Source organism: Photobacterium sp. Ph5 (assembly GCF_022129445.1).
In the GTDB taxonomy this organism is placed as follows: domain Bacteria; phylum Pseudomonadota; class Gammaproteobacteria; order Enterobacterales; family Vibrionaceae; genus Photobacterium.
Genome location: NZ_JADQAQ010000009.1, coordinates 29,653 through 49,150, shown reverse-complemented (window position 1 = coordinate 49,150; position 19,498 = coordinate 29,653). Strand labels below are relative to the sequence as shown.

General features: G+C 38.8%; 21 protein-coding genes. 16 read left to right on the top strand and 5 right to left on the bottom strand.

Features of this window, described 5'->3' with window-relative positions:
- Nucleotides 1–34 precede the first annotated feature (34 nt).
- The 5 genes from I3259_RS05720 (at nucleotide 35) to I3259_RS05700 (ending at nucleotide 5,462) form a co-directional block, all read left to right on the top strand.
- A complete protein-coding gene (locus I3259_RS05720) occupies nucleotides 35–496 on the top strand; it encodes a TetR/AcrR family transcriptional regulator (RefSeq protein ID WP_238028739.1) in 462 nt (153 codons plus the stop codon).
- A 256-nt stretch (nucleotides 497–752) separates the two neighbouring features.
- A complete protein-coding gene (locus I3259_RS05715; protein WP_238028738.1) occupies nucleotides 753–2,162 on the top strand; it encodes a TolC family protein in 1,410 nt (469 codons plus the stop codon).
- A gap of 5 nt (nucleotides 2,163–2,167) precedes the next feature.
- A complete protein-coding gene (locus I3259_RS05710; protein ID WP_238028737.1) occupies nucleotides 2,168–3,145 on the top strand; it encodes an efflux RND transporter periplasmic adaptor subunit in 978 nt (325 codons plus the stop codon).
- A 1-nt stretch (nucleotide 3,146) separates the two neighbouring features.
- Nucleotides 3,147–4,316: an ABC transporter permease gene (locus I3259_RS05705; RefSeq protein ID WP_045128145.1), complete on the top strand. Its 1,170-nt coding sequence runs from the start codon at nucleotides 3,147–3,149 to the stop codon at nucleotides 4,314–4,316.
- Nucleotides 4,317–5,462 carry an ABC transporter permease gene (locus I3259_RS05700; protein WP_238028736.1) on the top strand — a complete coding sequence of 382 codons (1,146 nt, stop codon included), beginning with the start codon at nucleotides 4,317–4,319 and terminating at the stop codon, nucleotides 5,460–5,462.
- 585 nt (nucleotides 5,463–6,047) lie between these two features.
- Here I3259_RS05700 and I3259_RS05695 read toward each other — a convergent pair.
- Nucleotides 6,048–6,458 carry an META domain-containing protein gene (locus I3259_RS05695; protein WP_238028735.1) on the bottom strand — a complete coding sequence of 137 codons (411 nt, stop codon included), beginning with the start codon at nucleotides 6,456–6,458 and terminating at the stop codon, nucleotides 6,048–6,050.
- A 277-nt stretch (nucleotides 6,459–6,735) separates the two neighbouring features.
- Between I3259_RS05695 and I3259_RS05690 the strand changes: the two genes are divergently transcribed.
- The 5 genes from I3259_RS05690 (at nucleotide 6,736) to I3259_RS05670 (ending at nucleotide 9,527) form a co-directional block, all read left to right on the top strand.
- Nucleotides 6,736–7,365, top strand: a complete 630-nt coding sequence (locus I3259_RS05690; protein ID WP_238028734.1) for a fumarylacetoacetate hydrolase family protein — start codon at nucleotides 6,736–6,738, stop codon at nucleotides 7,363–7,365.
- Nucleotides 7,366–7,461: 96 nt separating this feature from the next.
- Nucleotides 7,462–7,677: a DUF3820 family protein gene (locus I3259_RS05685; protein ID WP_005364029.1), complete on the top strand. Its 216-nt coding sequence runs from the start codon at nucleotides 7,462–7,464 to the stop codon at nucleotides 7,675–7,677.
- Between the two features lie 36 nt (nucleotides 7,678–7,713).
- Entirely contained in the window at nucleotides 7,714–8,235 is a 522-nt protein-coding gene (locus I3259_RS05680) for a hypothetical protein (protein ID WP_238028733.1), read from the top strand.
- A 31-nt stretch (nucleotides 8,236–8,266) separates the two neighbouring features.
- On the top strand, nucleotides 8,267–8,650 hold the full coding sequence (locus I3259_RS05675) for a VOC family protein (RefSeq protein WP_238028732.1): 384 nt from the start codon (nucleotides 8,267–8,269) through the stop codon (nucleotides 8,648–8,650).
- An 88-nt stretch (nucleotides 8,651–8,738) separates the two neighbouring features.
- Nucleotides 8,739–9,527: a ParA family protein gene (locus I3259_RS05670; RefSeq protein ID WP_238028731.1), complete on the top strand. Its 789-nt coding sequence runs from the start codon at nucleotides 8,739–8,741 to the stop codon at nucleotides 9,525–9,527.
- Between the two features lie 59 nt (nucleotides 9,528–9,586).
- On the opposite strand, the gene I3259_RS05665 is transcribed toward I3259_RS05670, so the two are convergent.
- Nucleotides 9,587–10,432, bottom strand: coding sequence for a mechanosensitive ion channel family protein (locus I3259_RS05665; RefSeq protein WP_238028730.1), 846 nt, complete (start codon nucleotides 10,430–10,432; stop codon nucleotides 9,587–9,589).
- Nucleotides 10,433–11,383: 951 nt separating this feature from the next.
- Between I3259_RS05665 and I3259_RS05660 the strand changes: the two genes are divergently transcribed.
- The 4 genes from I3259_RS05660 (at nucleotide 11,384) to I3259_RS05645 (ending at nucleotide 16,758) form a co-directional block, all read left to right on the top strand.
- The gene (locus I3259_RS05660; RefSeq protein WP_238028729.1) at nucleotides 11,384–11,566 is read left to right on the top strand and encodes a hypothetical protein; all 183 of its coding nucleotides are present in this window, start codon (nucleotides 11,384–11,386) and stop codon (nucleotides 11,564–11,566) included.
- 94 nt (nucleotides 11,567–11,660) lie between these two features.
- Nucleotides 11,661–13,109 (top strand): helicase HerA-like domain-containing protein, encoded by a 1,449-nt coding sequence (locus I3259_RS05655; protein WP_238028728.1) that lies wholly within the window; start codon nucleotides 11,661–11,663, stop codon nucleotides 13,107–13,109.
- Nucleotides 13,110–13,263: 154 nt separating this feature from the next.
- Nucleotides 13,264–13,812, top strand: a complete 549-nt coding sequence (locus I3259_RS20295) for a rhodanese-like domain-containing protein (protein WP_238028727.1) — start codon at nucleotides 13,264–13,266, stop codon at nucleotides 13,810–13,812.
- Between the two features lie 390 nt (nucleotides 13,813–14,202).
- Nucleotides 14,203–16,758 carry a glycosyl hydrolase family 18 protein gene (locus I3259_RS05645; protein WP_238028726.1) on the top strand — a complete coding sequence of 852 codons (2,556 nt, stop codon included), beginning with the start codon at nucleotides 14,203–14,205 and terminating at the stop codon, nucleotides 16,756–16,758.
- 183 nt (nucleotides 16,759–16,941) lie between these two features.
- Here I3259_RS05645 and I3259_RS05640 read toward each other — a convergent pair whose 3' ends face one another.
- The gene (locus I3259_RS05640) at nucleotides 16,942–17,364 is read right to left on the bottom strand and encodes a DUF3010 family protein (protein WP_005364059.1); all 423 of its coding nucleotides are present in this window, start codon (nucleotides 17,362–17,364) and stop codon (nucleotides 16,942–16,944) included.
- 299 nt (nucleotides 17,365–17,663) lie between these two features.
- Between I3259_RS05640 and I3259_RS05635 the strand changes: the two genes are divergently transcribed.
- Nucleotides 17,664–17,801: a hypothetical protein gene (locus I3259_RS05635; RefSeq protein WP_173425639.1), complete on the top strand. Its 138-nt coding sequence runs from the start codon at nucleotides 17,664–17,666 to the stop codon at nucleotides 17,799–17,801.
- Between the two features lie 59 nt (nucleotides 17,802–17,860).
- On the opposite strand, the gene I3259_RS05630 is transcribed toward I3259_RS05635, so the two are convergent.
- The gene (locus I3259_RS05630) at nucleotides 17,861–18,211 is read right to left on the bottom strand and encodes a hypothetical protein (protein WP_005364069.1); all 351 of its coding nucleotides are present in this window, start codon (nucleotides 18,209–18,211) and stop codon (nucleotides 17,861–17,863) included.
- An 86-nt stretch (nucleotides 18,212–18,297) separates the two neighbouring features.
- The gene (locus I3259_RS05625; RefSeq protein WP_238028725.1) at nucleotides 18,298–18,819 is read right to left on the bottom strand and encodes a M48 family metallopeptidase; all 522 of its coding nucleotides are present in this window, start codon (nucleotides 18,817–18,819) and stop codon (nucleotides 18,298–18,300) included.
- 130 nt (nucleotides 18,820–18,949) lie between these two features.
- Between I3259_RS05625 and I3259_RS05620 the strand changes: the two genes are divergently transcribed.
- Nucleotides 18,950–19,402, top strand: a complete 453-nt coding sequence (locus I3259_RS05620; protein ID WP_238028724.1) for an isoprenylcysteine carboxylmethyltransferase family protein — start codon at nucleotides 18,950–18,952, stop codon at nucleotides 19,400–19,402.
- Nucleotides 19,403–19,498 lie beyond the last annotated feature (96 nt).

Sequence of the window (19,498 nt, the reverse complement as noted above, 5' to 3'; positions counted from 1 at the left end):
TTGCATAAAATGATTAGAATAGAGTCAACTCATTATGCCAAAGCGTAGTAAAGAAGATACAGAGATAACTATCCAAACGATTATGGATGCTGTGATTGATCAAATTCTTACCTTGGGTTATGACAAAATGTCATACACCACGTTGAGCAATCAAACAGGGATCTCTCGTACCGGTATTAGCCATCACTTTCCTAAGAAGCAAGACTTTGCGCATGCGCTTGATGGGCGTATCTATCAACTGTTTGTTGATAAGCTTGATTTAACCGATGATTTAGCAGCATTTTCTTCAAGTTGGTCGGTTGCGCTTGATGATGAAAAATTCCGTGCAATTTTACGTTTACTCTTCCATCATATTTCTTCTGCAGAAACCTCACATGAGTTTGCTCACCGTGGAATTGAACGTTTATTTACGTTGTGTGAACAGCGTTATGGTCAGCAAAGTATTGATGAATTGGAGCGTTTACTGGGTCGTTCGTTGATCCGTTTAGCTCGCTAGATCATGATTTGGGTGTTTTGAAAATAAATACTATGATGTGATCCGATATAAAACCCGCGATTAAGTGGGTTTTTTTATATCTATATTAATAACAAGATTGCTATGAGAGTATGTTGTTACTCGCGTTATCTTAATAATGCGTAAAAAGTTTCTCGTTAAACCACGAAGATTCGTCAAATAAAAAACTGTTTTATTTTAGAGTTACTGCTCTAAAATAGTATAGGTATTACAAAAACAGGTATCAAAGGGTTACCTTATGAGAATAAAACCATTTATGGTTAAGCCATTAGCTATCGCATTGTTAGCTATCACGCCTAGTCTTTATGCATCACCGATTGCGTTTAGTGATGCGTGGCATACTGTCGTGACAAAGAATGATGGTTTGGCAGCTGGGCGTTCAAGTGTTGAGCAAGCTGAGCACATGCAAGATGCAGCCAGTGATCTCTATTTTCCAACCGTAACGGTTGGCGCGAATTACACGCGACTTGATCAAGATGTCAAACTATCACCATCAGATCTGTTTGGTAGCTTGCCAGTATCGGATAGTGAAATTGGCAAAGTTATTAATAATATAGTTAAAGATTCTGCGTTAAATTCAGCATTTACATCAACAATAGCCAATCGTGATGTGTTAACTAGCTCTGTTCGTGCGATTTGGCCTATTTTTACTGGTGGTCGCATAAGTGCTGCACAAGATATTGCTCAAGGGAAAACCCAAGAAGCGAAATACATGTTAGCCATGATGCAGCAGGCGAAATTTGAAGATTTATCCCGCTTTTACTTTGGTGTTGTTTTAGCAAAAAATGTTGTTGAAACACGTAAAGAGGTTGAAGCAGGGCTCAAACGTCATTACGAACATGCGCTTAAACTTGAACAACAAGGTCAAATAGCAAAAGTTGAACGTCTACAAGCAGAAGCGGCTTACGATAAAGCAAAAGTTGACGCACAAAAATCAGTGCGTGATTTAGAAATTGCGCAAGTTGCGCTAACAAGACTACTGCAGCAATCGAGTACCACAGTACCTACTACCAATCTGTTTATTAATAGTTCTTTACCGCCCATGTCGGCGTTTATAAATAAAACGTTAGCAAGTTACCCTGGTTTACATATTTTGGATGCTAAGCGTAAACAGGCTGATGGCTTAATTGATGTAGAGAAAGGCAAGTATTACCCAGAAGTGTATTTGTACGGTGATTATAACCTGTACGAAAGCGACTCTCTTGCCGCTAAAATGGCACCTGATTGGGCTGTAGGTATTGGTGTCAGTGTTCCGCTTATCGATAGCTCTGGCCGTTCAGGTAAGGTAAAAGCGGCGCATTCGATGGTGACACAAGTGAATCATTTACGTGCGCAAGCTGAGCAAGATCTGACTGTGTTAGTTGAGAAAACCTACCGAGAAGCTAACCAAGCAGTCGAAGAATATAACGGTTTACAATCGAGTCTTGCATTAGCAAAAGAAAATATTCGTCTACGTGAAAAAGCGTTTAGCCAAGGATTATCAACGTCACTTGATGTGGTTGACGCTGAACTGTATTTATCCGCTGTTAAAACCCAGCGACTTGCTGCGGCCTATCAATATGTTATGTGTTTAACTCGTTTACTGGCGGTAAGCGGTGAAATGAACACCTTTAATAATTATCAGAAATATCAAGGTATAGAGGTTTAATTGTCATGAGTAAGTTGAAGTCTATAGCAGTAGCGGTTCCTGTAATTGCTGTTGTGGGTTGGTTGGGTTACACCTTCTGGCATGCTTACCAGCCTCAGCCTGAACGTATGCAAGGTCAGATTGAAGCGCAGCAATACAATATTTCCTCAAAAGTACCAGGGCGTATTGACCAAGTACTTGTTCGTAAAGGCGATGAAGTTAAACCGGGACAACTTATTTTTACCATTTTAAGTCCGGAAATTGATGCCAAGTTAGAACAAGCGAAAGCAGGTGAGCAAGCGGCTGGTGCGTTGGCAGAAGAAGCTGAAAAAGGCGCGCGACGTCAGCAAATTGCAGCTGCAGAAGATCAATGGCGTAAAGCTACGGCAGCGGCGAAATTGATGAAAACGACTTATGTCCGTGTGAATAACCTTTATAAAGATGGCGTGATTGCAGAGCAAAAACGCGATGAAGCTTTCACACAATGGCAAGCGGCACAATATACCGAGAGTGCAGCGTACCAGATGTATGAGATGGCTAAAGAAGGCGCACGAGTAGAAACTAAACGTGCAGCACAAGAGAAAGTGAAAATGGCTGCAGGTGCTGTGGCAGAAGTGGAAGCGTATGTTGCTGACACCAAGATCTCTAGCTGGCACCAAGGTGAGGTTTCTCAAGTATTACTGCACGACGGTGAACTAGCACCACAAGGTTTCCCTGTGGTGAATATTATTGATATTAACGATGCGTGGGCTGTCTTTAATGTGCGAGAAGATAAGCTAAAAGATTACCAACAAGGTAAAGAGTTTAACGTAACCATTCCGGCACTAGGTGATAAAACCTATTCATTTAAAGTAACGCATGTTGCGGTAATGGGTGATTTTGCTACGTGGCGTGCAACTGATACGGCGAAAGGCTTTGATATGCGCACCTTTGAAGTGGAAGCACGTCCAACACAACCGATTGATGGCTTGCGCGTAGGCATGAGCGTGATTGTAGAGCAGTAATATGAATAGCTTTCAGTATGTGAAGCAAGAATGGCGAAACATATGGAAAGATGGCTGGTTACGAGCATTAACACTGTGGTTACCTGCGGTGTTATTTCTCACTATGTGGGCTATTTTTTCTACGGGTATAGCGCATAACTTACCTGTTGGTGTTGTCGATCTTGATCATAGCCAGTTGTCTCGTCATTTTACCCGTTATGTGGATGCCAGTCCGACAATGGCGGTTACACGTCAATTCACGAGTCCAGATCAGGGCAGTGAAGCGATGCGAGCCAATGAAATCTATGCCATGGTGGTGATCCCAGATAATTTTGAAAAAGACACAAAGCTTGGTTTTTCGCCACAGATCACCACGTTTTATAATGGGCAATTTATTTTAATAGGTAAATTGATCAACTCTGCAATGTTACTTGCTGAAGGCACATTCAATGCAGGGGTTGAAACCGTTAAGAATATGGCGACAGGGGCTCCTGTACCTTTGCAAGCGATGGGGCAAGCCGTTCCTATTCGTGGGCAAATTACACCGCTGTTTAACAGTAATAGTCATTATGGACAGTTTTTGGTTTCTGCCATTATCCCGTCTATCTGGCAGATCTTGATTGTGGCGACAACGGTATTAGCCATTGCCCATGAAGCGAGAACACAAGGACTATGGAAGTGGTTACAAACGTCACCTGTTTCTAAGTTACTGGGTAAGTTAGCTGCTTATACTGGGTTATTTTTGATCCAAGGCTTGCTGTTCTTGTGGTGGATGTACGTAGCACTGGATTGGCCGATGCATGGTGACTGGCATATTTTGATTGTCGCGCAATTGTTGATGGTGCTGGCGTGTCAAAGTATGGGGGCTTTTATCTATTTCCTTGCGATGGAAGTGCCACGTGCAATGAGTTTTGTTGCAGCATTTACAGCACCTGCCTTTGCCTTTATGGGGATCACGTTCCCCGCCACTGATATGCCTGTGATTGCAAAAATGTGGCGTAGCTTATTACCAGTAAGCCATTATATTGAAGTGCAATTACAGCAAGTGGATTACGGCACTGGTTGGTATCAGGCCTCTCATCAATTGTTTGTTTTGTCGTGGTTTATGGTTGCAATGGTACTAGCAGTGATGTTGATGTTAGTTCATCGTCGTAAAGCATTAAGTGGCAATGCTGTAAAAGGGGAAGCCTAGATGGGATGGTTAAATTTATTTAAGCATGAGCTAAAAGCCATTTTTACTAATGTTTCTTTGGTGTTTACAGTATTTGGCGGCGTGGTTTTTTACTCGTTCTTATACCCACTACCTTATACCAATGAGCTCCCTCGAGATCAGAAAGTGGCCGTTGTCGATTTTGATCAAACGCAGATGAGCCGCGAATTGATCCGTATGGCTGATGCCACACCACAGGTTCATATTACTCAGCACTTAGGCAGTATTGATGCGGCTAAACAAGCGTTACTTGATCGTCAAGTAGAAGGGATTTTAGTGATCCCTCATGATTTCTACAAAGATGTGATGTTAGGGACTAGCCCAACATTAGCATACGCTGGTAATGCAGCTTTGTTCCTAGTATACGGTACGATTGTTGAAGGATTAAGTTCAGCAGGTACAGATCTAGGCGTAAAGGCGAAGATTAACCATCTTGTTTTAAAGGGTGATAACTTCGTTCAAGCGACCGAACAGTACAGTGCAATGAAGTTAAACATGCGTCCAGTGTTTAATGTCACAATGGGCTACATTAACTATGTTGTTCCTGCTGTTTTTGTACTTATTTTACACCAGACATTGTTAATTGGTGTCGGTATGGTCGGCGCATCAGAAAATGAAGCGCGATCTGCGGGTAAAAGTGGTTATTGGTCTGAATATCCAGTATGGATGATTATGGCTGTAAGGGCGTTTATCTTTGTCGTAATTTATTTGGTTTTAGCCGCGTACTATTTTGGTTTTACCTTTACCTATTATGGGGTAAATCGATTGGCATCAATTCCTGATCTCCTTTCCATGACGGTAGCCTTTTTATTAGCGGTAATCATGTTGGGAATGGTATTAGGACAGTTGATTCCACGTTGTGAGTTAGTCACGCTGGTGGTGTTATTAAGCTCATTACCTCTGGTGTTTACCGCAGGCTTTATTTGGCCAACCTCTGAATTGCCAACATTACTACGAGAGTTAACCCAGTTAGCACCGTCAACTGCTGCTATTAATGGTTTTCTTGGTTTAAATCAGATGGGCGCAACCTTTGCTCAAATGATTGGCTGGTGGCAGCAATTATGGTTACAAGCATTAGGTTTTGGTGTGCTTGCTTTTGGGTTAATGACAAGAGCTAGAAAAGCGTAGAAAGTATAACTGATCGGTAAATACAAGAAGAGCACTATTGATGTAATGCTCTTCCGTTAAGCTCAAAAGGATCAGCTAAACGATAATATAGATGCGTAAAAAGCCGAATGTATTTCATACATTCGGCTTTTTTATTTCTAAGACAAGTACTTGAAAGAGGCACTCAAAGTGGTGTCTAAATCAGATGTTTTTTAGTTGGAAAGCTATTTATTGTACTTGTGCAATGAGTCATGTTCGTAAGAGGTTAGAAAATTAATACAACACAAGTTGAGCGATTGAGTTGGGTTATCTAGCAATGAAGCCGCGTATGTTAAGACGTAAAAGACCAGTAACTAAGAGTTATGAGGAATATTTTGGCTTATAACTGGTTACGACTTACGACGTGTGATAGGCGTCGTTGTTGACCGATATACTTGTACGGTAGAAAGCTTTTTACTGTCTGAAAGATGGGTAAGGAAGCTATCTAGAAGCAGAAAATAAAAGGCCTAATCGCTATGCAACTGGGCCTTTAAGAAAACATAAATTATATTAATTTATATATATGAAAGTATAGAGCTTTCATTTTTATTGAAATCAATCCGTAAATTATTTTACTTTCTTAAATGTCACTGTGTGACGATCAGAGCTAATAATCAAGGTATTCTGGTTAACAAGATAATCTGATGGGCCCGTTAGCAATCTTTTTACAAATCCATCAACAATAGCTTGTTCGTTTTGAATACACATTTTACGGGTCGACGCTAAATTTTTAGTCAATAAGTCTTGACCTGTTAGTGTTAGCTTACCTGTTAGTGTATTACAGCCTAGATAGGTGACTGTTAAGTCATTATCAATCACTAATTCTGGTTTCTTCGGTAATGCATCTACAGGCTCTGAGTGTCCATCAATTGCTGTTACTGCCCATGTGCTAGGAAGTGCTGCAACATCTTTAGGGGAAGAGCTACAGCCTGTTAATAGTGATGTCAGTAAAAGCGTACTTAATAAAATTTTTTTCATTATATTTCTCGTGTCGTACAGCAAGAAAGGTGCGTCAGAGACAGATGGTGACGATGATAGATAGGTAACGGTCAATAGTCAGATGTGTCAATAATAACGCAATATTGTTCTGTGTCTTGCTTACAAAAGTCATATGAACAGTAAAACTCAACAGGTTCTGAAGTGTGACAAATAACCGTAAAAATGTAAACGGCATCTTTTTTTATTTGTATATTTTTATTAATTCATAAATATATGAATAATAGGCGTACTCGCTATTATTAAGGATAATTATTTAATGCAGAAGGTTACGCTAAGTTCACCCACTGGAGATAAATATATAGCACCATCAAAAGTGGTGTGTATTGGTCGCAATTACGTTGAGCATATCCATGAGTTAAATAATGAAATCCCGACGCAACTTGTCTTGTTTAATAAACCCAATTCTGCCATTTCTCAGCAACTTAATGCTAAGCATAATGATGATTCAGTACATTATGAAGTTGAAATTTGTTTTATGTACCAACAAGGTAAGTTTATGGCAGCGGGAGTTGGGATTGATTTAACTAAACGAGAACTACAAGAGACCTTAAAGCAGAAGGGCTTACCATGGGAACGAGCAAAAGCATTTGATGGATCCGTACTCTTTAGTGATTTTGTACCACTACCTAATATTATTGAAACTGAATTTGAAGTGGTGTTTGAACGACATAAAGACGTTTTACAGCGTGGCGTTAGCTCTCAAATGATCACAAAACCTGTCGCTATTTTGCAGGAGATCCAATCATTCATGACATTAGAAGATGGTGATATTGTTATGACGGGTACACCAAAAGGTGTTGGTGAAGTGAATGCTGGTGGGCATTACACTGCAAGCCTTTATATTGATGGGCAGAGAGTAGTCGCCCAGTCATGGGTTGCGGCATAGCGTGATAATAATCTGATTTTTAATTTACAAAAATTTCGTATATTTACAGCTAAGCATTGTTACAATGTTTAGCTGTTTTTCTATGTGACGAAAGTAATGTTTCAGCAAGAGCATGTGATTAAATTAGCAAATATGAAAATGCCGTTCGGTAAGTACGCTGGTCGAATCCTTATCGATTTACCTGAAGAGTATTTATTGTGGTTTCAGAAACAAGGTTTTCCTGAAGGCGAGTTGGGTATGCTGATGGCTTTGGCTCTTGATTTTAAAATCGAAGGGCTAGAGAGCGTGATTCGACCATTACGTAAAGATTAAGCGTGTTTTCAACATCGATATTAGAAAAGATTTCAAATGAAAAATACACTCTCATCGACCCTACTATTTTTTGTAGGAGCCACCCTATCTGGTTGTGCTCAGCATTATGCGGCAATCAGTGATATTCCATTTGTTGATGCAAACTTTAAACGTTGCGTCATTTTGCAAGGCAAAGCATATAGTGAACAAATTACTGAGTTGAAATGTGACGGTTTACATATATCAAAAATTAAAGAATTAAGTAATTTTCCGAACTTGCAGCAGTTAGATTTAGCACATAATCAATTAAGCAAACTTGATATTAGTGATAACCCTAAATTAGAACTGCTTAGTGTTGAACATAATCAGCTTAGCAAATTGAAAACTAAATATAATAAAAAATTAAAAGTGCTAAATGTAAGTTTTAATCACTTAACATCTCTTGACGTGAGAAAAAACAAAGAACTCACGTATTTAAATTATTCGGGAAATCATATTAAAGATGTTGATATTCAAAATAATCCACACTTATTAGCACCTTATGATAAAACCTATGTCACTAATGGCCCATCTAATTAATTTTTTCAAAATCAGATAAGGAAGTCATTTTATGTTTAACGGAATACATCATGTTGCGATTATATGCTCTGATTATAAGCGTTCTAAGTACTTCTATAGTGAAATCTTAAAACTAGAGATCATCAATGAAACTTATAGAGCGCAACGCCTATCGTACAAACTCGATCTACGTTTACCAGATAATAGCCAAGTTGAACTGTTTTCTTTTCCCGAAGCTCCCCAAAGACCCAGTTATCCAGAGGCGCAAGGGCTACGTCATCTGGCGTTTTCAGTAGATGATGTGGAATCTGTAGCAGCATATTTAGTTGAACATCATATTGAGGTAGAAGCTATCCGTGTTGATGAGTTAACGGGAAAGAAATTTACTTTTTTTAGCGATCCAGATGGATTACCACTTGAGTTGTATCAGTCTTAACTTTAAGAAGTGTGGGTTTTTAGCTAACAAAGATATGCATATAAAGGTATATTGTGTTGGTTAATAATTAAACATTGGAAGGGATGTGATGCGCAGAATTATATTTAATCAGAAAGGTGGGGTGGGTAAATCAAGTATTACCGTAAATTTAGCGGCTATTAGTGCGGCGAAAGGGCACAAGACACTCGTGATAGATCTCGATGTCCAAGGTAATTCAAGTCACTATTTAGGGTATGATATTAATCAAAAAAGCGATAAAACCATTGCTGATTTACTCAATCAAACCGCCTCTTGGTTTTCAATGGCATCACCAACATTGGATTACCCCCAACCGACCGATTATGACAATTTATTCCTCATTCCATCGAGTCCCAAATTAGATAAATTAGAGCCAGAATTAGAACGCCGCTATAAGATCTATAAGTTACGTGAAACTTTAGATGAATTAGAAAAAGAATATGAACATATTTATATTGATACCCCGCCAAACCTAAATTTTTATACTAAGTCGGGATTAATTGCGGCGCATAACTTATTGATCCCATTTGATTGTGATAGTTTTTCACAACAGGCATTGATCAATTTAATGGATAACTTAGCAGAGCTTCGAGATGATCATAATCGTGAGTTGTCATTAGAAGGTATTGTGGTCAATATGTTTAATGCTCAGGCAAACTTTCCTCGTCAGATTATTGAAAGTGTTAAAGAGTTAGGCTTCCCAGTCCTAGAGCCTTATCTACCTCAATCGATCAAAATGAAAGAATCACATTTTCAACAAATTCCGCTTATTCATTTCTTACCAAAGCATAAGTTAACTCAGCAATTTTCTCTATTACATCAACAATTAAGTAATGTTAAACAAGCCGTTAAAAATTAGCCGTATTTTTTATTGCTTACAATTAAAAAGAGCGAGATTAATGCTCGCTCTTTTTCTGGTTAGTCATCTTTGTTGGGAAAATGTTTTTCGTATTCTTCCATAAAATCTTGTCGAATTTCTTGCTCTAAATGTGTCGCTTGCTCTGTTGGACAAAATAACATGAAGTGAACAATTTGTTCGCCTGTCGCGCCACTACTTATATGGATATGTGGTTCTGAGCCTGGTAAATCAACACCTGCATGTTTTTCTATCATGCTGTTATAGCGACGAGCGACGTCAATAAAATCTTCACAATGATGCTCTATTTTTTTGACCATAGTTGGTAGTAAAGGGTAGAGGTTGAGGAAATTGGGTACTACGATAGAAAAGTTATGGTAAACATAACGCTTCATAAAATTGAGGTTTTTTACTGGGTAAGTGAAAAACATGCTGTTGGGTAAGGTTGCTGTTTTTCCTGTGTAATGATACTGGCCATGATGAAGATCGATCTCTTGGATTACTGTTGCCATCATATTGTGTTCGATGACTTCGCCACATAACTTGCCCACTTCAATCCAGTCACCGATTCGAAACGAACGTGAGCTTGCGCGTTGAATTGATCCTGTAATACAAAGAATAATTTCTTTCGATGCGACAACAATGGCAACCGCGATCGCTGTGACAGATAATGCAAACTCATTAATTTCTGAGCGCCAAAGGATGAAGAGTAAAAGGATAAGAATAGAAAAGGTGCCATTTTTGGTTCGAGACATCCATTTTCGTTGTTCTTCTGAAAGAAAGAGTTCTTCCCCACGAATTTTGGTCAAAACCAGACGACGGATCAGTGAAATAATCACAATGATCAGAGCACTTAGTAGTAATTTGTGTGCGATGAGGAAGTTAATGACTTCCATAACCTTATCCATCGTTATTCCTTTTTATCTCAATACATCAATAAAGAGTTATATCAAAAAAAACAGATGAATGTGTTAGAGAAATCAAAACTTTATAGAAGTTGGTATAAGACAACTTGGTATTTGGAAATGATGTATAGGGAAAAAGAGTTATAAAAAAGGAGCGAAAAGCTCCTTTTTAAAATGATGAGATTTTATTTGTTATCGCGTTTGTATAGCTCAGAGAAAGAACGTTGGTAAGCTACGGCGATTTTTTTGATGATTTTCTTAGTCATAGTTACAACCTGATACTGTATAAAACGAGATAAAAGTAATAGAAAAGTAGATTTAGAGGCGCTTGGCTCTCTTGTTGACGCGCATTATACGTATGTCTTAAATACTGAAAAATGAAAAAAAATAGAGATTAGCATTAGTTTTTGTAATGCATTTTGTTTTTTCGAACTGAATGTTTTGATCTTATTTAAAATCAATTGGTTAATTTTTCTGTTCGCTGTTTTATTTGTATGTTGGTTATGTTTTTTTATAGGAAAATAATACTTTTTTGAAAATTATAATTGGGTATTAAGCGTGGATGTAATATAAGAACTTTGAGTAAAGTAGTCTTTAGCAAGGAAATAATCAGTGAAAGATACAAAAGAGCATATTAATTAGTATTATTTAGACCTTTATATCCATGTTAGTACTTTCGTTGAGTGTTTTTTGAACGGAGGAGATGAATAAATAAGTATGGATACTTTCTTTGTGTTAGGCATTATTAACCACGGGGAATATTGTGCTAACTTTCGCCATTGTACTTATTGGTCAATGCTTTGATCATGAACAAAGATTAGTCATCTTGCCTGTTGCTATTCAGTTTATTGGTATGATGTGTGTCATGAGCCTCGCTTCTTTTATTTAGGTAAAGATTGGACGTAAACGCAGATTTAGCTTGGGTTACCTTATGGTATCTCAGGGGCTGCATGTATGTTGACATGTGGCATCATCAATTTAACGGGTACATCGTTGTTACAATTTAATGCCACGTTGATTTTTCTAGGTATTGGTTGGTATCAACTTAATCTCGTCATTATTCTATTTATATTCGTGATTAGTGCCGTGTTATTTATGTTTAAACCTAAATTAATTGGTTCATTTAAACCTCAATAATGACGCTATGTTTATGATTATTTATCGTAATTTAACTGACTTCCGTCTAAGTTTGGTTAGGATTGAATAATAAAATGCAGAGAATGGGCTGAGTATGAAAAGTGACATGATTCTTATCGGTAAAGGTGAAAGCAAAATTGGGATCCACCCTAAATATGCTAACCGTCATGGTTTTATTGCTGGAGCAACAGGTACAGGCAAAACGGTGACACTTCAGTGTTTAGCTGAGGGCTTTTCATCTCTCGGAGTGCCTGTTTTTTTAGCGGATGTAAAAGGTGATTTATCAGGTATGGCGAAGGCTGGTACTGATAATGCGGTTGTACAAAAACGTTGTCGTGAAATTGGAATTGATGATTTTCAATTTACTTCTTTTCCCGTTGAGTTCTGGGATTTGTTTGGGAAAGAAGGGGCAAAAATCCGCGCTACGTTAGAAGATATGGGACCACTATTATTAAGTCGTTTGTTAGATTGTAATGATGTTCAAGAAGGATTAATTAATTTAGCGTTTGAATATGCAGAAGAAAACCAAATGCCGATGTTGGATTTGGATGATTTTTCTACTGCACTAAATTACTTAGGCGATAACTCAAAACAATTGGGTGGGATGTACGGACGTATTAGTAAATCTTCTATTGCTGCTATTGAGCGTCGTTTATTAGGCTTTAAACGTCAAGGTGGCAGTGAGTTTTTTGGTGAGCCTGCATTGGATTATCATGATTTCATGAAAACGGCTACAGATGGTCGAGGTATGGTAAACATTCTTGATGCCAGCACCTTGATCCAATCGCCAAAGTTGTACTCAACCTTTTTATTATGGTTATTGTCTGAACTTTACGAAAATCTGCCAGAAGTGGGTGATCTCGATAAGCCCAAATTTGTGTTCTTCTTCGATGAAGCTCATTTATTATTTGATGATGTGCCAAAAGTCTTCTTAGATGAAATTGAGCAAGTGGTGCGCTTAATTCGTTCTAAGGGGGTGGGTATTTACTTTATTAGTCAAAATCCAACCGATATTCCTGATACGGTTTTAGGTCAACTCGGTAATCGTATTCAACATGCGCTACGGGCCTATACCCCAAAAGAGAGAAAAGCTGTAAAAGTTGCAGCTGAATCATTTAGGGATAACCCCAATGTAGATGTTGTTACCTTGTTGGGCGAATTAGGTGTGGGTGAAGCATTAGTATCAGTATTAGGAGAGGGCGGTGTACCATCGGTAGTTGAACATGTCACTATTCGACCACCAGAGTCGCAAATTGGTCCTATTAGTGCTGACAAGCGTACAGAGATGCTCAATGCGAGCCAATATTATCAGCAATATAAAGAAGCGATTAATCGCGAATCTGCCCATGAGATGCTAAATAAGCGTATGAAGCAGCAAAAGCAGGCACAATTACAACAAGCGCAGACAGCAAAGCAAGAGAAACGAGCCAGTATTCGTAAGCCTCGTCGTTCTCAGCGTCAAACCTATACTGAATCATTTATTAAAACCTTATTAAGGCAACTTGCTAATGCAATAGTACGAGCGTTATTTAAACGACGTTAATTTTATTGCTAAATCTTTTCTGTATTATCAGTAAGGATGAACGGGCACGGTGTCAATTTATATTGTTGTCGATAAATATGTTACTGCGACCATAGCTTTTTTATTATAAAAGCGTAAGGTCTTAAGCTTCTATTTCTAAAGGATAATCTTAGACGTGCATATTTTTACAGATAGAAAAAAAATCCTGATTGATACGCGAAGTTCTGATGAGTTCTTAGCAGGTCATATTGAAGGTAGTGTGTTTGTTGGATTTGGCGGAAAACAATTTAAATGGTGGCTTGAATTAATGCTGCCGGATAAATATATTCAATTAGACGTTATCGCTTCACCTCATAACCAAGATCAAGTTAAAGAAACATTGCAAGCATTAGGTTATACCCATATCAGTTTTCAAGTGCTTGAAGGGACATTGTCTCAGGTTGAACACATATCTGCTGAAATGCTAGTAACGAAGGCATCAGAGCTGAATATTTTAGATGTGCGTGAACAAGATGAAAGAGTAAAAGGTACGCTGCCTAATGCAGAAGCATTACCTTTATCTGATATTGTTCAAGGAAAACTGCCTTCAGAGAAAGATAACTTTGTCGTTCATTGTGCTGGGGGATGTCGTTCTTTAATTGCAATATCATTACTAAAACTACTACGAAAGTGCCATTTGGTTCAGCTTGATGGTGGTTACTCTGCAATTCAGCATCGAACATAATCCTGTTATAAAAAGCAAAGTTATCTATAAATAATCTTAATGCTCGTATTATTTGATAAAGATCTGACGATAACTTTGTTTTCCTTCCTATGAAATAATCTTATTTTTCGTCTAAAAACAGCTGTGCAATAAATTTTTTCAATACGCCTGAATGTTATCAAAATGTTGTTGATTGTTTGCCTCTTGTTGCAAAAACCATGAAATATAAAAATTCTTGTATGAATATTTGTGCAAAAGAATGGATACCTGACTTATTTTTTTTGAAAAATAGCCAGTCTCTGAAATGCTGAATACATGTTTCTACTAATAAAAAAAGTCATACCCTGTACCAGACGTAGAAGCATTATATGCTTAATGTTGAGTATAAATTCAAGGATTGAGAGATAGATTATGATTCGATTTAACCTCTGTGCAGCAGGAATCTCGCTTGCACTTTCTGGTGCCGCAATTGCAGCACCTACAGCACCAAGCGTTGATCTGTATGGTTCTAATAACCTTCAGTTTTCTAAAATTGAGCTGGCAATGGAAACGACATCTGGCTATAACGACATGGTTAAATATCATGACAAAGCTAAGATTAACGTAAAGTTTAACCAATGGAGTGGTAATTCAGGTGATACTTACAACATCTATTTTGATGGCAAAAAAGTAGCGTCTGGTCCAATCAAAGGTAGTCAAACGACGGCTTCTTTTGAGTATGAGCAAGGTGGCTTGTACCAAATGGAAATCGAAGCGTGTGATGAAACAGGATGTGCAAAAAGTGCTCCAGCACAAATCACTATCGCTGATACCGATGGCTCACATTTACCGCCTTTAGCAATGAATGTTGACCCAAACAACAAATCATTTGATACCGATCCAAGTGTTGTTATGGGGACGTATTTCGTAGAGTGGGGTATCTATGGTCGTGAATATACAGTAGATAACATTCCTGCAGACAACTTGACCCATATTCTTTATGGCTTCATCCCAATTTGTGGTCCAAACGAGTCTGTGAAATCAGTAGGTGGTAATAGCTTCAACGCACTACAAACAGCATGTAAAGGCGTGAACGATTACGAAGTTGTTATCCATGACCCATGGGCTGCATTCCAAAAGAGCTTTAAGCAAGCTGGTCATGAATATAGCACACCTATCAAGGGTAACTATGCAATGCTAATGGCATTGAAACAGCGTAACCCTGATCTGAAAATTATCCCATCAATCGGTGGCTGGACATTGTCTGACCCATTCTTTGATTTTGTAGATAAAGCAAACCGTGACACATTCGTTGCCTCTGTTGAGAAATTCCTAAAAACGTGGAAATTCTACGACGGTGTTGATATTGACTGGGAATTCCCAGGTGGCGGCGGTCAAGCAGCAGATCGTGGTGATGTAGTAAAAGATGGTCCTGCTTACATTGCGTTAATGCGTGAACTACGTGCAATGCTTGATAAGTTAGAAGCTGATACTGGTCGTACTTATGAGCTAACATCAGCAATCGGTGTTGGTCACGATAAGATCGAAGATGTTGATTATGGCGAAGCTATCCAATACATGGATTACATCTTTGCAATGACATACGACTTCTACGGCGGTTGGAACAACGTTCCTGGTCACCAAACAGCACTTTACTGTGGTAACTTCATGCGTCCTGGTCAGTGTGATGGTACAGGTCTTGACGAAAATGGCGAACCGTTCAAAGGACCTGCTTACACTTCTGATATTGGTATTCAGTTATTACTAGATCAGGGCGTTCCTGCGAATAAACTGGTTCTTGGTGCTGCAATGTACGGTCGTGGTTGGACAGGTGTAACACCTGATACACTAACAGACCCAACAGATCCAATGACGGGTACAGGTACTGGCAAACTGACTGGCACTAAAGAGCAAGGTGTTTGGGAAGACGGCGTTATTGATTACAAAGGCATTAAATCATACATGCTTGGTGCTAACAGCCAAGGAATCAATGGCTTTGAATATGGTTACGATGAGCAAGCAGAAGCACCGTATGTGTGGAATCGTTCAACAGGTGACTTGATCACATTTGATGATGATCGCTCTGTTAAAGCTAAAGGTAACTACGTTAAATCACTTGGTCTTGCAGGTTTATTCTCATGGGAAATTGATGCGGATAACGGTGATATCCTAAATGCAATGCATGAAGGTGTATCAGGCGCGGTGATTGATAAGCCAAACAAGGCACCAACCGCAGCAGCTGGCGCGGATCAAGCTGTTTCAGGTCCAGCATCTGTAACACTTGATGGTTCAAGCTCGAAAGACTCTGATGGTAGCATTGTTAGCTATGCTTGGGAGCAAGTATCAGGTACTGCAGTAGCATTAACTGGTGCTGATTCTGCTTCAGCAAGTTTTGCCGCAGCAGAAGTATCAGAAGCTGAGCAATTAACGTTCAAACTAACAGTAACAGATAACAAAGGTGCAACGGCATCAGACACTGTTATTGTAACGGTTAATCCTAAAGATGTTGTCGTACCACCAACAAACACGGCACCAGTAGCAAGTGTAACAGCACAACAATCAGCGAACGCTGGCGATGTAGTTGTTGTTGATGCATCAGCTTCTTCAGATGCAGATGCGGGTGATACGCTAACGTTTGATTGGACATTACCAGCTGGCGTTAATGCAACAGTTAATGGTTCACAAGTACTATTTACTGCGGCTGAGTATACGCAAGACACTAACTTAGTCTTTACTGTAACGGTATCTGATGGCGAAGCAAGCTCAAGCGCTTCAGCGACAGTTGTTGTTGCTAAACACACAACGGTAGAGCCACCTGTTGATACTTGTGATAACGCATGGGATTCAGCAACAGTTTATACTGGTGGCGACCAAGTAACTCAAGACGGTAAAGTATGGGAAGCTAAGTGGTGGACACGTGGCGAAGACCCTGCGAAATCTGGTCAATGGGGTGTATGGAAAGAAGTTGGCGTAGCTAACTGTCAATAAGTGTAAAATTAATGAGCTGGTAATAGTGCAGTAACCTATTCATCAGCCATTACAACATGCTTTAGTAATCATCCCTTGAGACGTAATCAGTCTCAGGGGATTTTTTATTGAGCGGATAAAAAAGGCGCTAAGCATTAAGCAAAGCGCCTTTAAGATATTGATTACATTATGTTAGATAATGTATTAACGGCTAAGGAATGCGTAGCCAGTTGTAAATGCGGCTTCTTGGAATTGACGTAAACCGGTATCACGGAAATCAATCGCCATTGGATTACGTTTTAGCTTTTGCTTAATGTCAGCATTGGTCATGAAGTTAACATCAACATCTGGAATAAGCTGGATAGCCGATTCTAATTTAAAGCCTACTGCGCTACCTGCAAACTTGCCACGCGTTTCACGGTTACGGATCACAACCTTATCTACTTGGTAATCATCCAGTAGTTTTTTAAATGCGAATTGGAAATCACGCATTTGTTGGTTATCTAGAGAATCTTCCATGATGAACTTTTGCGTACGACATTGTGGAATATCGAACATGCCATTTTGAAGTGAAAGAAGACAAATAACCGCTTCGTTACTACGTAGCTCAACAGCACAAATTTTCATGTTAACACCTGAATCTGAATATTTTGGCGCTTATTGTAGGCGAAAAAGTGATTCGCTGTTAGTACCGATTGCATTTTTCTTATGCCTTTCTATCCAGACGAAGGTTAATAAAATATTGATAAATTAAATAAGGATAATAAAACCAGAAAACAGTTCCATATTTCTATAGTTATGACGTTTTAATCAGTGTTATCGCATCGATAATGGTGAAATAGGGAAGGGAAAAATCGGATTTATTCTGTTTTTAGTTACGGTTCATTTTAGCAAACTGAATACAGTTTCTAGAGAGGAGAATCGTTATGACTATAACGAATGTGATGTCGCAGTTTTACCTTCAACGTCTTAATGATACTGAAAATAACGAAGAATATGATGCGATAACCAAAATGCTTACGTTATGTAACTGGGTGCCACGTGTTCAAGATGAAGAAGAATAAGTATGTAGTTAGAAACCGCCAATAAAAGAACGCTATTGGCGGTTTAAATTCAATTCGTATTAGCTACGTTTTGCAGGTGTGTACGAACGACCTGCAGCTTGATACGTTTCTTTATCGTTAATTTCAAAGGTCGTGTAGAAGAACCATGCAATGAAGCGCATCAGCTCATCATTAGCATTCATTACCCACTCGGCAAATTCTTCTTCTTCACCTTGGTCGTTTTCTTGAGTGAAAACGTGGTAAATACGCTGTTGTCCGTCGATTTCAGCAAGACTAAAGTGACCAATCATTGCTGCTGCTGTTTCTGCAATTTCAGGCTCATCGTTGTCTTTTAAGGCATTTAGGATCGCTGAAACGCTATCGAGTGCTGCCAATTCTTTTACTAAAATCTCAAATTCTTCTTGTTGCATGCTTAATATCTCTGTGACGTTTTACGTTATTGTAATCGCAATTAAATCGACGACCTAATTTTTCCATAGAAACAGGAATAATGGCCTTAATCGCTTTTCGGTTGAGAATAAATTGGGCCTAATAGTTCGAGTTGGGTCAGGTACATACGCATATCGAATTCTAATTGGTGATAGCGAGGTTCCATGTGACAACATAATGCGTAGAACGCTTTATTGTGTTCCTTCTCTCGTAAGTGTGCCAATTCATGAACCACAATCATACGCAGGAATTCAAGTGGGGCTGATTTGAAGACTGAAGCAACACGAATTTCATGTTTGGCTTTAAGTTTGCTTCCATGGACGCGCGAGATAAACGTATGTAAACCTAATGCATGATTGATAACATTGATTTTATTATCGTAAGCCACTTTACTTATCGGTGCTGATTTTTTCAGATAGGCATTTTTAAGCTCAACGACATAATCATACAGCGCTTTTTCTGTTTTGATGTTATGTGGCGTCGGGTAGCGCTTTAAGAGCAGCGTCTTGAGCGTATCATTATCGATAAGCTGTTGTACTTGCTCAGTAAGATGAGTTGGATATCCCTGTAGATATTTTAGTGGCTGCATAACGTGACAAAATAGATAAAACAGTCATGCTATAAGCTGATCGCATTTGAGGCAAATAAAATATCTACTGGATGTAATTATATCTATAATATCAAAGTGATATCTTAATATTTTTTAGAAGGCGTTCTGTATGTCGTTGCGTGTCCCACCTCCAATATTATTGTTACTATCCGTGTTAGCCATGTACTTACTCTCTCGCTTTTATCCTATTTTAACATTTGATTTTAGCGGTAAGAGCTTACTGGTTTCGGTGTTGTGTTTTATTGGTGTTATCCCAGGGTTTACAGCAATAATTGCGTTTGCAAAGGCTAATACAACGATTGATCCCCGCCATCCACAGAATACATCACGGTTGGTGACGACCGGTATTTATCGCTTTACGCGTAATCCAATGTATATAGGGTTAGTTTTTTTCCTATTAGCTGCTGCTTTTTATTTTTCCGCGCTGAGTTGCTTTGTGATCGTACCTATTTTTATATGGGTGATGAATAATTTTCAAATAGAGCCAGAAGAAGAGGTATTACTCGCTATGTTTGGTGATGAATATTTGCAATATTGCAGAAATGTTCGTCGTTGGTGTTAATGCGTCAGATGATATTAATTGAGAATAGAGAGTGTAAGGAAAATAACGGTTTACCTCGACGTTATTTTCCTTACACTTGCGAGCACGTTAGTTTAT